Genomic DNA, 15213 nt, shown 5'->3' on the forward strand with positions numbered 1-15213 from the left:
GATCTCGGCTGTGCGGTTCATCATCGACATCGCGCCGAAACCGTCGAGCGCCACATGATGAATACGGCTGTACCAGTAGTAATGGTCGTCGCGAAGCACCAGGACTGCCAGCCTGACCAGGCGATCGGTGAACGGATCGATGGCAGCAGTGTGCTCTCTGCGCATCCATTCCTGCGCTGCAGATTCCGGATCCGATTCGGCGCGAAGATCGACCACGTCGAGGGAGTCGTCCATGTCGAGATCGAGCCACTGACGCGCAACCCCGTCCACCTCGACCAGGCGCAGATATCCGGAGCCGATCTCACGGCCGGTCTGTTTGCTGGCAGCGGTCAGCAGCTCGATGTCGAGTGGGCCGTCCACGTCCACGTACTGAGCGATGCTGACGGGAATCTCGGGTCGAAGCTGTTGTGCGACAAGCAGGGAAAGTTGCGCGGCAGAAAGAGGGAAGGTGAGTTCGTCGTCCGGACGAGCTGCGGAAACGATTCCTCGGTCGGGACTGCCATCCACACGAATCTCCCTCTTACAACTTGATCATGATGCAAACAGGTATATGCGTCCGCTGGACGCTTCGAACTGATCGGGGCACTTCGAAAATGAGACGAATACTTTGGAAAGCTCGGGTGGAAACTGGCAAATCGCCCGCCGGAGATCACATCGTGACAATCAGCTGCGATGTTACCGATCAGTCAGCTTCCAGCAAATATTCATCAAACAACCATTTGGGACTATTGTCCTGAATATCATGGCTAAAACGGCCCTATATAACAAACCGAAGCGCCGGTACCCGACGAACGGGCACCGACGCTCCGGTGAAATCTATTCAGTTGATCGTGCCGAGGTTACTTGTCAGACCGTGAAGCCGAGTGCGCGCAGTTGCTCGCGTCCGTCTTCGGTGATCTTGTCCGGTCCCCACGGCGGCAACCACACCCAGTTGATCTTCATGTCGGTACACAGATCGCTACGCACAAGTGCGCCGCGCGCCTGGTCCTCGATCACGTCGGTCAACGGGCACGCCGCCGACGTCAAAGTCATGTCGATCGTGACGACACCGTCGTCTTCGAAGAGTCCGTAGACCAAGCCGAGATCGACGACGTTGATCCCCAGTTCGGGATCGACGACGTCGCGCATCGCTTCTTCGAGTTCGTCGAGTCGCTCAGGCGACGGGACAGTGCCACTGCCCTGTGCGCCACCGAATTCCGCAGTGGAATCGGGATTCGGATTCACCGGAGCGCCGACCTCGGCGTCCTGCACTGGTTGTGTCTCGGTCATGATCCCTGTCCTTCAGTCGTGTCGACCAATTCACTGCTGCTGTCCGCCGTCGTCACAGCACTGCCGTCGACAATCTGGACCACAGCATCCTTGAATGCCATCCATCCGAGCAAGGCGCACTTCACGCGTGCCGGGTACTTCGAGACACCGACGAACGCGATGCCGTCGCCGAGAACGTCCTCGTCCCCCTCGACGGTGCCCCGACTGCTCACCATCTCGTTGAACGCCGTCACCGTCTTCAGTGCGTCGGTGACCTGCATCCCGATGACGAGGTCGTTGAGCACCGACGTCGACGCCTGGCTGATCGAACAACCCTGACCGTCGTACGAGACGTCGGAGACCGTTCCGTCCTCGGATATCTGGACGCGCAACGTCACCTCGTCTCCACACGTCGGGTTGACGTGGTGCACCTCGGCGCCGAACGGCTCACGGAGTCCGCGGCCGTGCGGATGTTTGTAGTGATCGAGGATCACTTCCTGATACATCTGCTCCATGCGCATGATTCAGTTCAACTCCCCTGCGACACCGAAAAATTCCTGCGCACGCTTGATCGCGGCAACGAGAACATCGATTTCCGCGGTGGTGTTGTAGAGCGCAAACGACGCACGGGCCGTCGCAGCGACACCGAACTTACGATGCAGCGGCCACGCACAATGGTGTCCGACGCGAATCGCGACGCCCTCGTCGTCGAGGATCTGTCCGAGGTCGTGGGCGTGAATACCGTCCACGACAAAGGAAATCGCGCCGCCGCGGTTCTCGGACGTCTGTGGTCCGATGATGCGCAGACCTTCGATCGCCGACAACTTTTCGAGAGCAGCCTCCACCAACACGTGCTCGTGCGCGGCGACTGCGTCCATCCCGAAGGTGTTCAGGTAATCCACGGCAGCGCCCAACCCGACCACCTGTGAGGTCATCGGGACGCCGGCCTCGAAACGCTGAGGCGGCGGCGCGTAAGTGCTGACCTCCATGGTGACCGTCTCGATCATCGATCCGCCGGTGATGAACGGAGGCATCGCTGCCAGCAGTTCACGACGGCCGTAGAGAACTCCGACCCCCGAAGGGCCGAGCATCTTGTGACCGGAGAACGCCGCGTAGTCCACTCCCAGTTCGTGGAAGTCGACCGCCATGTGAGGCACCGACTGGCACGCGTCGAGCACGACGAGTGCACCGACGGCGCGTGCTCGTCGCACCAATTCCTCGACGGGAGCGATCGCGCCGGTCACGTTGGACTGGTGGGTGAACGAAACGACCTTCACCGCGTCCGTCAGCTCCAGCGAATCGAGATCGATCCGGCCGTCGTCGGTGACGCCGTACCACTTGAGCGTCGCACCGGTTCGGCGCGCAAGTTCCTGCCAGGGAACGAGGTTGGCGTGGTGTTCGAGTTCGGTGATGACGATTTCGTCGCCAGGACCGACGTGGCGGTCGAAGCGATCGTCACCGAGAAGGTAGGTCACCAGATTGAGAGCCTCGGTGGCGTTCTTGGTGAACACCAACTCGTCCGATTCCGCACCCACGAAGGAAGCGATGGTGGCGCGAGCATTCTCGTACGCGTCAGTCGCCTCTTCTGCGAGCTGATGAGCACCCCGGTGTACTGCCGCGTTACACGTGGTCAGGAAGTCCCGTTCGGCATCGAGAACCTGGACCGGACGCTGTGAGGTAGCGCCGGAATCCAAGTACACCAAAGGTTTTCCGTCGCGCACGGTTCGCGCCAGGATCGGGAAGTCGGCCCGAACCGCTGTGACGTCGAGCTCGCGCACCGAGGTGGTCATCGTGATTACGCTCCCTGGGTAGCTGCGGTGTCCGCGGTGAAACGAACGTAGCCGTTGGTCTCGAGCTCGTCGGCCAGCTCCGGTCCACCGGACTCGACGATGCGGCCACCGACGAACACGTGAACGAAGTCGGGGTTGATGTAGCGCAGAATGCGCGTGTAGTGCGTGATCAGCAGAACGCCGCCGTTCTCGCGCTCCTTGTAGCGGTTGACGCCTTCGGAGACGGTGCGCAGAGCGTCGACGTCGAGGCCGGAGTCGGTCTCGTCGAGGATCGCGATCTTCGGCTTGAGCATGCCCAACTGCAGGATCTCGTGGCGCTTCTTCTCGCCACCGGAGAAGCCTTCGTTGACCGAGCGCTCGATGAACGAGGGATCGATCTCGAGCTCGCTGAGGGCTTCCTTGACTTCCTTGACCCAGTGGCGCAGCTTGGGAGCCTCGCCTCGCACGGCCGTAGCGGCGGTGCGCAGGAAGTTGGACATGGAAACGCCGGGAACCTCGACGGGGTACTGCATGGCCAGGAAGAGCCCGGCACGTGCACGCTCGTCGACGCTCATTGCGAGGACGTCTTCACCGTTGAGGGTGATGGAGCCGGACGTGACCTGGTACTTGGGGTGACCGGCGATGGCGTACGACAGAGTCGACTTGCCGGAGCCGTTGGGGCCCATGATCGCGTGGGTCTCCCCGGAGCGGACCGTCAGGTCGACGCCCTTGAGGATCTGGATGGGCTCGGCGTTGGCATCGGAGTTGGCGACCTCGACGTGCAGGTCACGAACCTCGAGGACCGAGGTGGTGGTGTTGTCACTGGTAGACATGAAATTCCTTCAAGATGAGGCGGGCGAGCGTAGCGACGGGGTGGTGTCGCAGGCGGGGCGGTCAGGAGCCGACGGCTGCGAGTTCGGCTTCGACTGCGGCTTCGAGGCGATCGCGCACCTCGGGAACAGCGATCTTGTTGATGATTTCGTGGAAGAACCCACGTACGACCAGACGACGAGCCTGATCCTCCGGGATACCACGAGCACGCAGGTAGAACAGCTGCTCGTCGTCGAAACGTCCCGTTGCACTTGCGTGGCCGGCCCCGACGATCTCACCGGTTTCGATTTCGAGGTTCGGAACCGAGTCGGCGCGGGCGCCGTCGGTCAGCACCAGGTTGCGGTTGAGCTCGAACGTGTCGGTGCCCTCCGCTGCGGCGCGGATGAGAACGTCGCCGATCCACACGGTGTGCGCGTCGGGCTTGCCGGATCCGGGATCTCCCTGAAGCGCACCCTTGTAGACCACGTTGGACTTGCAGTTGGGCTGCGAATGGTCCACCAGCAGACGCTGTTCCAGATGCTGGCCGGCGTCGGCGAAGTACAGGCCGAGCAGTTCGGCGTCGCCGCCCGGTCCGTCGTACTTGACGGTGGCGGACAGGCGAACCAGGTCGCCGCCCAGGCTGATCGAGGTGTATCGAAGCACTGCGTCGCGGTTCAGGCGAGCGTGGTGTGACGTCACGTGAACTGCGTCGTCCGCCCAGTCCTGGATGGCCACCACGGTCAGCTGCGCACTGTCACCGAGAACGAATTCGATGTTCTCCGCGAAGGTTCCGCTGCCGCGCTGGTCGATCACGAACGTCGCCTTGGCGAACTGCGCCAGACGAATCTGGGTGTGTCCGTAGGCGACGTTGTCGACTCCGGGGCCGGTCATGGTGACCACAACGGGCTTCTCGACCTCGACCTCGGCACCAACCGAGATGACCGTTGCCGTCTCGAAGCTCGAATACGCCTGCGCTGCAATGCGATCAGCGGGAACGCCGGCTTTGCCCAGACGTGCGTCGTCACGGCCGACGGTCTCGACGGTGATGTCGCTTCCGCCGTCGACCTCGACGGTGACCTGTCCGTTGGCGACGGCGCTGCCGTCGTGCAATCCCCGGAGGCGACGCAGCGGGGTGAACCGCCAGATCTCGTCACGTCCGCCGGGAACCTCGAAAGCATTGACGTCGAACGAGGAGAACTGCTCACCCTTGTTCGTGATGGGTGAGCCGGTGGCTGCACCCTTTACAGGAGCGGTCGGGTTCTCCCCGGCAACAGCTCCGATGACTCCGGTCTCTGGCGTGGTCACTAACCCACAGCCCCTTCCATCTGAAGTTCGATAAGGCGGTTGAGCTCGAGTGCGTACTCCATCGGGAGTTCCTTCGCGATGGGCTCGACGAATCCACGCACGATGGTGGCCATCGCCTCGTCCTCGGTCAGTCCGCGGCTCATCAGGTAGAAGAGCTGATCGTCACTGACCTTGGAGACGGTGGCCTCGTGACCCATGGTGACGTCGTCCTCGCGGATGTCGACGTACGGGTAGGTGTCGCTTCGGCTGATCTGGTCGACGAGCAGAGCGTCACACTTGACGGTCGACTTGGAGCCGTGGGCACCCTTGTTGACCTGCACCAGACCGCGGTACGACGCACGTCCACCGCCGCGGGCGACAGACTTGCTGATGATGGTCGAGGACGTGTGCGGCGCGAGGTGGAGCATCTTGGCGCCGGTGTCCTGGTGCTGGCCCTCGCCGGAGAACGCAACGGAGAGAACCTCACCGCGGGCGTACTCACCCATCAGCCACACGGCCGGGTACTTCATGGTGACCTTGGAGCCGATGTTTCCGTCGACCCACTCCATGGATCCGCCGGCCTCGACCTTGGTGCGCTTGGTCACCAGGTTGTAGACGTTGTTGGACCAGTTCTGGATGGTCGTGTAGCGGCAGTGGCCGCCCTTCTTCACGATGATCTCGACGACGGCCGAGTGCAGTGAATCGGACTTGTAGATCGGCGCGGTGCAACCCTCGACGTAGTGCACGGAGGCATCTTCGTCGACGATGATCAGGGTGCGCTCGAACTGACCCATGTTCTCGGTGTTGATACGGAAGTACGCCTGCAACGGGATGTCCACGTGGACTCCCGGCGGAACGTAGATGAACGAGCCACCGGACCACACGGCGGTGTTCAGCGCGGAGAACTTGTTGTCGCCGGCCGGGATGACCGATCCGAAGTACTCCTTGAACAGCTCCGGGTGCTGCTTGAGACCGGTGTCCGTGTCGAGGAAGATGACGCCCTGCTCCTCGAGGTCCTCACGGATCGAGTGGTAGACGACCTCGGACTCGTACTGAGCTGCGACGCCGGCAACGAGGCGCTGCTTCTCCGCCTCGGGGATGCCGAGCTTGTCGTACGTGTTCTTGATGTCCTCGGGCAGGTCTTCCCACGACTCGGCCTGCTTCTCGCTGGACCGGACGAAGTACTTGATGTTGTCGAAGTGAATACCTTCGAGGTCGCTGCCCCAGTTCGGCATCGGCTTCTTGTCGAAGGTGCGCAGCGCCTTGAGGCGGATGTCGAGCATCCACTCGGGCTCGCTCTTCTTGGCGGAGATGTCCCGCACGACAGCCTCGGACAACCCGCGCTGCGCGCTGGCTCCGGCTTCGTCGGAATCGGACCAGCCGTAGCCGTAATGACCGAGGGACGCGATGGTCTCTTCCTGCGTGAGCGGCTCGGTGCCTGCTGCCGCAGTGGTAGTCGCCTGGTCTGATGTGACGGTCATGCGAGCTCCTTCCGGAGTCTTGTTTCTTGACGGCTGCTCGGGCTCAGCGAGGGCTGGTCGCTGTGGTCGAGCAGTTCTGACTTTGAAGAACTAGCTGAAAAATCTCTATTCGAACGCTGCACGGTGGCAACGCTCTGTAGAACACTCTGGTCCGGTCATCTACTCCCGGTGGACACGAGGGGCACGTGCGTCGTGCAGGCGCAGTCACCGTTGGCGATGGTCGCCAGACGCTGAACATGAGTCCCGAGCAATTGCCGGAATGCTTGCTGCTCTGCCTCGCACAGTTCCGGAAACTCTTCTGCCACATGGGAAACCGGGCAATGGTGTTGGCAGATCTGCACGCCGTTGCCGACCGGCCGGGTCGACGCTGCGAACCCCACCGCGTTGAAGGCTTCGGCGATTGCGTCCGCTGTCGCCTCGACGTTGTCGACATCTGTCGGATCAGCCGGTTCGACGTCTCCGACGATCGCCTGAACCCGACGCTTGGCGAACTCCTCGATTGCCGCGTCTCCGCCGATTTCACGGAGTTGCCGCATCGCGGCTCCCGCCAGATCGTCGTAGGTGTGGCCGAGGCGGCCGCGACCGGTCGCGGTGATCTGGAACTGCTTGGCGGGACGACCTCGTCCACGCTGACGCAGCGACGACGCCGAAGCAGTTCGGGCTTCGCCGGACTCGATCAACGCATCCAAGTGACGTCGGACACCTGCGGCACTCAAACCGAGGCGCGTGCCGATTTCGGAGGCGGTAATGGGGCCTTCTTCGAGTAGCAGCTTGACCACTGCCGCCCGCGTCTGACCTTCGACGCTCACTGTCACCGGATTTGCGGCAGCACTCGGCGAGGCCGCTACAGTGGGCTGACCTGCAACTTCCTTGCTTCGTGGGTCTGACGCATTTCTTTTCACAACACAAGTGTGACGGAATTCTTTTCGCAGGTCTACTAAGGGCAACCTGCATTACATTCGGGAATATCCGGACAACGTACGTTGTTTGTGCTTGTCTGTCCGGCTGGATGGAGCCGCTACGCTGCCTGGTGTGCCGCAGACCCCCGAGAAGACGACGACCGCCCGATCGGCGCGCGCGATCCTGCTGGAAAAACCCAAGGCACTCGCGCTTTCCACAATCGGCGTTCGACCTTTCGGATCCGCTCCCCGGCAGAGTATGGCCGCGGTGCTGCACGGCGACGAGGACGAGCGCCCGGGCCTGAACGCGAAGGAAACCGCACAACTGCGAGGGATTCGCCGATTCGGCGCAACCGGCGCGGTCTTGATGGCAGTCGGAGCGCTCGGCGCCGGCGCACAACCCGTCCTGCAGAATCCGACCGCAGGACTTCGAGTCCTCAGCCTTCCCGGACGTATGCCGACGGTCTCACTCACCATGACGATGACCGGAACCGTGCTCGTCGTTCTGGCCTGGCTGATGATGGGCCGATTTGCAGTCGGGGACATACGCAGCCGTTCCGGCGCACCGCGGCGCATGACCCGTTCCCAGTTGGACCGCACACTCCTGCTGTGGATCCTGCCGCTCTCGGTCGCACCGCCGATGTTCAGCCGCGACGTCTACTCGTATCTGGCTCAAAGCGAAATCGCGGCCCGTGGACTCGATCCGTACGCCATCGGCCCCAAGGCGGCACTGGGCGTCGACCACGTTCTCACCCGCACGGTTCCGACGATCTGGCGCGACACCCCGGCTCCGTACGGACCGTTCTTCCTGTGGCTGGGACGCGGGATCAGCTCACTGACCGGCGACAACATCGTGGCCGGAATCTTCTTGCACCGCTTGCTCGCATTGGCCGGCGTCGCGCTCATCGTGTGGGCGATACCGCGACTGGCCAAGCGATGCGGTGTCTCTGCCGTCAGTTCGCTCTGGCTCGGTGCCGCGAACCCGCTGTTGCTCTTCCACTTGGTGGCCGGCATCCACAACGAAGCACTCATGCTCGGGTTGATGCTCGCCGGAATCGAGATCGCTCTTCGCGCAGTCGAAGGGTCCGGGCCCATCCGTGGGCGAGCGCTGTTCTATCTCGTTGCGGGATCAGGTTTGATCGCCTTGTCGTCGACCGTCAAAATTCCGTCCTTGCTTGCACTGGGATTTGTCGGCATGGCCTTGGCCCGGCGTTGGGGTGGAACCTGGAAAGCCCTGGCGGGAGCCGCGATTCTCCTGGGCATCGTTGCCGCTGTCGTCACGTTTGTCATCAGCGTGGCCAGTGGGCTCGGTATGGGTTGGATCAACACCCTCGACACCGCCACGGCAGTCCGGAGTTGGATGTCCATCCCGACGCTCCTGGGCGTCGGCACGGGATTGGCAGGCGTACTGCTCGGACTCGGCGATCACACGACGGCGATCCTCACGATCACGCGGCCCATCGCAACTCTCGTCGCCATGCTCGTCACCGCACGGATGATGATCTCGGTCTACATGGGCCGCATCCATCCGGTCGGCGGACTCGGCATCGCGCTCGGCGCGATCGTTCTCCTGTTCCCCGTCGTTCAGCCGTGGTACCTGCTGTGGGCGATCCTTCCGTTGGCGGCGTGGGCCACCGCGCCGATTTTCCGCATCCCTGCCGTCGTCTTCACCTCGATCGTCAGCGTCATGTTGATGTCCAACGGCGCCGAATACCTTCCGTTCATGATCGTGCAGGCCGTCATCGCGACCATCCTCACCGCCGGAACGCTCATCGTCTTCACCCGCAATTCACTCCCCTGGCGTAGCGACAAGCCAGTAGCGGAGATCACGAAAGGCGGACCGGTAGACGAAGACAACTCGGCGGGGGCTTACGCTGATTCCCCGTGACCTCGAGAGCCTCCAGATCGTCGACGCCGGCGGTACAGATCCAGGGTGTCGTCAAGTCCTTCGACGGTGTTCGAGCCGTCGACGGTATCGATCTCACTGTCGAGACGGCCCAGGTCGTTGCCCTGCTCGGCCCCAACGGAGCCGGTAAGACAACCACCGTCGAGATGTGCGAAGGGTTTGTCACCCCCGATGCCGGCACGGTTCGAGTGCTCGGTCTCGACCCCATCGCCGACTCCGGTGAAGTCCGCTCGCGAATCGGCGTCATGCTGCAGGGCGGCGGCGCGTACCCCGGGTCCAAGGCCGGGGAAATGCTCGACCTTGTGGCCGCATACTCGGCCGACCCGCTCGATCCCGCCTGGCTCCTTTCCAAACTCGGCCTCACCGATGCGCGCAAGACCCCGTACCGCCGCCTCTCCGGAGGCCAGCAGCAACGACTGTCCCTGGCGTGCGCGCTGGTCGGCCGTCCCGAATTGGTATTTCTGGACGAACCCACCGCCGGCCTCGACGCTCAGGCACGTCTACTCGTGTGGGAACTCATCGACGCTCTGCGACGCGACGGCGTGAGCGTCCTGCTCACCACACACCTCATGGACGAGGCCGAAGCGCTCGCCGACGAACTGGTCATCATCGACCACGGCAAGATCGTCGCGTCGGGAACGCCGGCGGAGGTCACCAGCAAGGGCGCCGAAGGACAACTCCGTCTGACAACGGTTCCCGGTTTGAGCCTCGATTCGCTGGCCGGTTCACTCGCCGGGTTCCGCATCGAGGAATCCAACCCCGGCACCTACGTCGTCGAAGGTGCAATCGATCCGGCGACCGTGGCGACTGTCGCAACGTGGTGTGCCGATCAGGACGTGCTGATCAACGACATTCGCGTCGATCAACGGAGTCTGGAAGACGTCTTCCTCGAATTGACGGGCCGGGAACTGAGGGGATGACGGAGATCAAGGTCATGAACGAAACAGCGTCGAACGGCCAGAGCAGTCCCATCAGCGTTGCCAGAGACCGGCGGCTCGCCGAGAACCGCTTCGAGCCAGGCACCTTCTCGCCGGATCCCCGCCCCAATTCGGCGGCCAAGATGCTGGCGGCGCAGACCAAACTGGAGTTGACTCTTCTGCTCCGCAACGGTGAGCAATTGCTGCTCACCATGTTCATCCCGATCACCCTGCTCATCGGACTGTGTCTACTTCCGATCGGCGATTTGGGCGATTCTCGGGTCGATACCGTGCTCCCTGGTGTCATGATGGTTGCCGTGATGTCGACGGCGTTCACCGGACAGGCCATCGCCGTCGGATTCGACCGCCGATACGGCGCGCTCAAGCGACTCGGTGCAACGCCGCTACCGCGGTGGGGAATCATCGCAGGCAAGAGCGCTGCCGTCATCATCGTCGTGGCTCTGCAGTCACTCTTGCTCGGCGCTATCGGTTTGGCGTTGGGATGGCGTCCGTCATTCGTCGAACTTGTACTCGGCGCAGTGGTCATTGCCATCGGTACTGTCACATTTGCAGCGCTTGGCCTACTGCTCGGCGGTACTTTGCGAGCAGAGATCGTTCTCGCTCTCGCCAACATCCTGTGGTTCATCATGGTGGGCATCGGCAGTGTGGTCTTCGCCAGTGGTGAACTTCCGACCGCTGTTCACACGCTGGTCCGCATTGTTCCGTCCGGCGCTCTCGCACACGCACTCGAAGCGGCCCTCGACACCTCGATGGACTGGTTCTCGATTCTCGTACTTCTCATCTGGGCCGCACTGGCCGGAGTCTGCGCAGCAAGGTGGTTCAAGTTCACGTGAGTACACGACGGACAGCTCAGATCGTCGGCTGTGTGGCCGCAGCAGTCATGTTGTGTGCCGGACCCGCAACGGCGACCCCTTCGGTGTCCGGTCCACTCGCACCTGCAAATCCGTACCTCGGCCCCGTCGGTACTTCCACCATGCACGGTGACGCGGGCTCGTCCGACGTCACGCCGCTGCCTGGTCCAGGAACCGACCCCCACGAGGTGACTGCCTTCCCGATGATGGCCGCCTGCCCGACGGTCCTCCAGGGTTCCGACGGCATGGTCGTCTCGCTCTGCACGACGATGATCGGCCAGATCCCGACCATCCATTTGATCGATCCGAAGGCCGACGCCACGCCGTTGGGTAGATCCGTAGCACAACTGCCGCTCGCGAAGGGCAGTCTGCTCGGCGGCGTCTACGCCTACCTCGACAACGAGAACCGTCTCGTAGCCGTCGACGGAAACCGTCAACTGGTCCGCATTTCCCATGCGCAGAATCCGGACGGCAGTTGGCGGCTGGAACTCGCGGATGTAGTCGATCTCAGTGGTGCGGTTGCCGCCGACGACAACGTCACCGGCCTCGCTCCGGACTGGGAAGGCAATGTCTGGTTCGCCACCGGGCACGGCACCGTCGGGTATGTCGGCGCGGATCGAATCGCGCACAGCATTGCGCTCCCCGAAGGTGAACAGGTGCAGAACAGCATCTCCACCTCCCCGACGGGCACTGCTGTCGCAACGACCCACGCGCTCTACCAACTGAAGCGAAATGGCGACGAGGTCGTCATCGACTGGCGTCAGCCGTACGACCGCGGGCCGGCCCGTAATCCGGGTCAGCTCAGCTGGGGAACCGGATCGACGCCGACATACTTCGGCCCGTCGACGGGCAGCGATTTCTTGACCATCGTCGACAACGCCCACCCGACAGTGAGCTTGCATGTCTATCGCGCTGACACGGGCGCCGAGGTGTGCACGCAGCCGGTGTTGTCCGCTGCCAGCCAGGACGGCTCACCGAGCGGCAGCGAGAACTCCCCCGTCGGCATCGGTCATTCCGTCTACGTCGCCGGCACTTACGGATACCCGTACCCCACGACTCCTGAAGGTGCCGGTCCAGCGGTCCCCGCCACGGCACCCTTCAACGGCGGAATGACCCGCGTCGACATCGATCCAGTCGGCTGCCATGTCGTGTGGGACAACACGATTCGCAGCTCCGCGGTACCCCACCTCTCGACGGCTGACGGCTCGATCTACACCGTGACACGAGACGGTGCTCCGAACACCTCTCCGCTGGACGGTTACTCCTTCGCGGTGATCGACTCGAAGGACGGGTCGCAGATCGGTTCGACTCCCCTGCCGTCGACCATCCTCAACGACACCCTTCAGATGTCGGCACTCATCACCGAGTCGGGCGAGTACTTCCAGGGAACGATCTCGGGAATCGTGCGCGTTCGCGCGAACTGACGCGAGCTGCCCCCACGGCTGCGCAGTTCTGGCCCCAACGACGCGGGGCAGGCGCGGAGCGAGCTGGCCCCAACGACGCGGGGCAGGCGCGGAGCGAGCTGGCCCCAACGACACTGTGTAGTTGATGGGGAACTACGATCGTTGGCGTGGTGAATCGTGTGTATGCCGGATTTTTACGCTTGGTGGATCGACTACCTCTCCCCTCGCTGAAAACGCAGAAAATCATCGCGTTCATCGTGATCCTGACGCAGGGCGGCATCGCTGTCACCGGCGCGGTGGTGCGCGTGACGGACTCGGGACTCGGTTGCCCGACGTGGCCGCAGTGCTTCCCCGGTAGCTTCGTCCCGGTCGGCCACGGACAGGTCGCGGTGATTCACCAAGCCGTCGAGTTCGGCAACCGCCTGCTGACCTTCCTTGTCGTCATCGTCGCCGCTGCGATCGTGCTTGCGGTGACTCGCGCTCGCCGACGCAAAGAGGTGCTTGTCTACGCCTGGATGATGCCGCTCGGCACTGTCGTTCAGGCAGTGATCGGCGGTATCACCGTCCTCACAGGCTTGCTGTGGTGGACGGTCGCCATTCACCTGGTTGCGTCGATGCTGATGGTCTGGGTTGCCACGGTGATGTACGCGAAGATCGCGGAACCCGACGAAGCAACAACTCTGGTCGTGATGCCGAAGCCGTTGCGCTGGCTTACCGCGCTGTCAGGTGTCGCGCTCGCCGGCGTTTTGGTCGCTGGAACTCTCGTAACGGGCGCAGGCCCGCACGCCGGCGACAAGGGACTGGACCGGACGGTGCCTCGCCTGGAGATCGAGATCGTGACGCTCGTCCATCTGCACTCACAGCTTCTGGTCGGATATCTCGCGCTGGTCGTGGGTCTGACCTTCGGCCTGTATGCGGTCGGGACATCCGCAGCCGTGAAGATCCGTCTGAAGGTCCTGCTGGGATTGATCCTCGCGCAGTCGCTCATCGGTGTCGTGCAGTACTTCACCGATGTGCCGGAAGTTCTGGTGATCATGCACGTCGCCGGTGCAGGACTGTGCACGGCTGCGACCGCAGCAGTTTGGGCTGCGGGTAAGACCCGCCAGTACACGCCGACCAATTCGCCGATACCAGCTGTCTGACGCTTCAAGACACGTGTGGGGCGTAGGAACACCAAAAGGTGTTCCTACGCCCCACACGTCATTTCAGGATTCGTTGCGAGCTTTCGGGAACCGAGTCTGGTTGGCGACCCAACCGGCCATCTTCTTGAAATGGCCTTCCTGCGGGGTGACGATGCTCGTCAGTTCGCGCTCCCACTCGGCAACGGTGACGTTGTCGAAGGACGCAACGACGGCATTGGCCGTGGCGAGGTCCTCGACGACCTGATCACCGAGGATGCCGTCGGCACCTACGAGGGTGATGCGAACGCCGGCCAGGCCGACCGGCTGGATGACGGCGCTGGCGGAGCCGCCGTGCTCGGCGACGAACTTGGTGATGGCGTTCACCGTGGACTTCGGCAGTTCCGGCGCGGACGGGGTGGCGTCCGACTTCTCGGTATCGGTGCTCATGACTCGACAATACTGGTCGGTAGCCCGGAAGCGACACCAGGCATGGACTGAGCGTCGGCCGCCTCGGGTGTAGAACAGAAACCATGCGAGCCATCTACGTGACCGAGACCGGCGGACCAGAGGTTCTGACTCTGACCGAACAACCCGAACCGACACCAGGCCCAGGCGATCTACTCGTCAAGACCGAAGCGATCGGCATCAATTTCATCGACACGTACTTCCGAATGGGCCAGTACAAGCGTCCGCTCCCCTACATTCCCGGCGACGAGGGCAGCGGTGTCGTCGAAGCTGTCGGTTCCGAGGTCAACGAATTCGCCGTGGGCGACCGGGTCGCGTGGGCCGCTGCCACTGGCAGCTATGCCGAGAAGGTGGCTGTTCCCGCCGCAGTCGCCGTGAAAGTGCCTGACGGTGTCCCGGCATCGGCCGCAGCGTCGGCGCTCCTGCAGGGGATGACAGCGCACTACCTCGCGAAGTCGACGTATCCGATCCAGAGCGGCGACACCGTGCTCGTGCACGCAGGCGCGGGCGGCGTCGGGTTGATCCTGACGCAGATGGCCGTCAGCCTCGGGGCGAAGGTCATCACGACTGTGTCATCGGATGCAAAGGAAGAACTCTCGCGTGGCGCGGGCGCCGCGGAGGTCCTGCGGTACGACGAGGACATCGCAGCGCGAGTCCGGGAGTTGACCGGCGGCGAAGGAGTAGCGGCGGCATACGACGGCGTCGGTGCGACAACTTTTGATTCGAGCTTGGCTTCCGTGCGCATCCGCGGCACGGTCGCTTTGTTCGGTGCGGCCAGTGGACCGGTTCCGCCTGTCGATCCGCAGCGGCTCAATTCGTCGGGTTCGCTGTTCCTGACGCGTCCGACGCTCGCGCATCACATTCGCACTCGTGAGGAACTGACCTGGCGGGCCGGCGATGTCTTCGACGCCATTGCGGCCGGGAAACTCGATATTCGCGTCGGCGCCGAGTATCCCCTCGCCGACGCGGCAACAGCCCATCGGGATCTGGAAGGTCGAGCAACGACCGGGTCGATCGTTCTGATTCCCTAGCGAAGTG

At 63.0% G+C, this 15213-nt stretch carries 15 protein-coding genes; 6 read left to right on the forward strand and 9 right to left on the reverse strand.

Features of this window, described 5'->3' with window-relative positions:
* The 8 genes from AC1Q61_RS18660 to AC1Q61_RS18695 form a co-directional block, all read right to left on the reverse strand.
* The coding region (locus AC1Q61_RS18660; protein ID WP_492654896.1) for a condensation domain-containing protein at positions 1-507 on the reverse strand (507 nt) is incomplete at its 3' end.
* A 339-nt stretch (positions 508-846) separates the two neighbouring features.
* A complete protein-coding gene (locus tag AC1Q61_RS18665) occupies positions 847-1269 on the reverse strand; it encodes a metal-sulfur cluster assembly factor (protein WP_003944963.1) in 423 nt (140 codons plus the stop codon).
* The gene (gene sufU / locus AC1Q61_RS18670; RefSeq protein WP_003944894.1) at positions 1266-1769 is read right to left on the reverse strand and encodes a Fe-S cluster assembly sulfur transfer protein SufU; all 504 of its coding nucleotides are present in this window, start codon (positions 1767-1769) and stop codon (positions 1266-1268) included. The genes AC1Q61_RS18665 and sufU overlap by 4 nt, the downstream gene beginning before the upstream one ends.
* A 3-nt stretch (positions 1770-1772) precedes the next feature.
* On the reverse strand, positions 1773-3038 hold the full coding sequence (locus AC1Q61_RS18675; protein ID WP_042919807.1) for a cysteine desulfurase: 1266 nt from the start codon (positions 3036-3038) through the stop codon (positions 1773-1775).
* A gap of 5 nt (positions 3039-3043) precedes the next feature.
* On the reverse strand, positions 3044-3850 hold the full coding sequence (gene sufC / locus AC1Q61_RS18680) for a Fe-S cluster assembly ATPase SufC (RefSeq protein ID WP_003944795.1): 807 nt from the start codon (positions 3848-3850) through the stop codon (positions 3044-3046).
* A 61-nt stretch (positions 3851-3911) separates the two neighbouring features.
* On the reverse strand, positions 3912-5132 hold the full coding sequence (gene sufD, locus AC1Q61_RS18685) for a Fe-S cluster assembly protein SufD (protein ID WP_042919809.1): 1221 nt from the start codon (positions 5130-5132) through the stop codon (positions 3912-3914).
* A complete protein-coding gene (gene sufB, locus AC1Q61_RS18690; protein WP_003944799.1) occupies positions 5132-6592 on the reverse strand; it encodes a Fe-S cluster assembly protein SufB in 1461 nt (486 codons plus the stop codon). Before sufB ends, sufD begins: the two co-directional genes overlap by 1 nt.
* A 155-nt stretch (positions 6593-6747) precedes the next feature.
* On the reverse strand, positions 6748-7494 hold the full coding sequence (locus AC1Q61_RS18695) for a helix-turn-helix transcriptional regulator (protein ID WP_269455348.1): 747 nt from the start codon (positions 7492-7494) through the stop codon (positions 6748-6750).
* Between the two features lie 130 nt (positions 7495-7624).
* On the opposite strand from AC1Q61_RS18695, the gene mptB reads away from it, so the two are divergent.
* The 5 genes from mptB (at position 7625) to AC1Q61_RS18720 (ending at position 13731) form a co-directional block, all read left to right on the forward strand.
* Positions 7625-9379: a polyprenol phosphomannose-dependent alpha 1,6 mannosyltransferase MptB gene (mptB, locus tag AC1Q61_RS18700; protein WP_003944776.1), complete on the forward strand. Its 1755-nt coding sequence runs from the start codon at positions 7625-7627 to the stop codon at positions 9377-9379.
* Complete coding sequence (locus tag AC1Q61_RS18705) at positions 9376-10317, forward strand: ABC transporter ATP-binding protein (RefSeq protein WP_007727917.1); 942 nt, start codon at positions 9376-9378, stop codon at positions 10315-10317. The genes mptB and AC1Q61_RS18705 overlap by 4 nt, the downstream gene beginning before the upstream one ends.
* A 14-nt stretch (positions 10318-10331) precedes the next feature.
* Positions 10332-11168, forward strand: coding sequence for an ABC transporter permease (locus tag AC1Q61_RS18710; RefSeq protein WP_374195728.1), 837 nt, complete (start codon positions 10332-10334; stop codon positions 11166-11168).
* 47 nt (positions 11169-11215) lie between these two features.
* Complete coding sequence (locus AC1Q61_RS18715) at positions 11216-12610, forward strand: hypothetical protein (RefSeq protein WP_492650823.1); 1395 nt, start codon at positions 11216-11218, stop codon at positions 12608-12610.
* 146 nt (positions 12611-12756) lie between these two features.
* Positions 12757-13731, forward strand: coding sequence for a COX15/CtaA family protein (locus AC1Q61_RS18720; RefSeq protein ID WP_021332987.1), 975 nt, complete (start codon positions 12757-12759; stop codon positions 13729-13731).
* Between the two features lie 63 nt (positions 13732-13794).
* Here AC1Q61_RS18720 and AC1Q61_RS18725 read toward each other — a convergent pair whose 3' ends face one another.
* On the reverse strand, positions 13795-14157 hold the full coding sequence (locus AC1Q61_RS18725; RefSeq protein WP_003945032.1) for a hypothetical protein: 363 nt from the start codon (positions 14155-14157) through the stop codon (positions 13795-13797).
* An 83-nt stretch (positions 14158-14240) separates the two neighbouring features.
* Here AC1Q61_RS18725 and AC1Q61_RS18730 point away from each other — a divergent pair, with 83 nt between their 5' ends.
* On the forward strand, positions 14241-15206 hold the full coding sequence (locus AC1Q61_RS18730; protein ID WP_215515900.1) for a quinone oxidoreductase family protein: 966 nt from the start codon (positions 14241-14243) through the stop codon (positions 15204-15206).
* Positions 15207-15213: the final 7 nt, after the last annotated feature.

The organism is Rhodococcus sp. MPR-R1B, assembly GCF_058793255.1.

Excerpts from the sequence above, each read along its gene's own strand:
- AC1Q61_RS18665 (WP_003944963.1), bottom strand. The coding sequence starts at position 1,269 with ATGACCGAGACACAACCAGTGCAGGACGCCGAGGTCGGCGCTCCGGTG.
- sufU (WP_003944894.1), bottom strand. The coding sequence starts at position 1,769 with ATGCGCATGGAGCAGATGTATCAGGAAGTGATCCTCGATCACTACAAA.
- AC1Q61_RS18675 (WP_042919807.1), bottom strand. The coding sequence starts at position 3,038 with ATGACCACCTCGGTGCGCGAGCTCGACGTCACAGCGGTTCGGGCCGAC.
- sufC (WP_003944795.1), bottom strand. The coding sequence starts at position 3,850 with ATGTCTACCAGTGACAACACCACCACCTCGGTCCTCGAGGTTCGTGAC.
- sufB (WP_003944799.1), bottom strand. The coding sequence starts at position 6,592 with ATGACCGTCACATCAGACCAGGCGACTACCACTGCGGCAGCAGGCACC.
- AC1Q61_RS18710 (WP_374195728.1), top strand. The coding sequence starts at position 10,332 with ATGAACGAAACAGCGTCGAACGGCCAGAGCAGTCCCATCAGCGTTGCC.
- AC1Q61_RS18715 (WP_492650823.1), top strand. The coding sequence starts at position 11,216 with ATGTTGTGTGCCGGACCCGCAACGGCGACCCCTTCGGTGTCCGGTCCA.
- AC1Q61_RS18725 (WP_003945032.1), bottom strand. The coding sequence starts at position 14,157 with ATGAGCACCGATACCGAGAAGTCGGACGCCACCCCGTCCGCGCCGGAA.
- AC1Q61_RS18730 (WP_215515900.1), top strand. The coding sequence starts at position 14,241 with ATGCGAGCCATCTACGTGACCGAGACCGGCGGACCAGAGGTTCTGACT.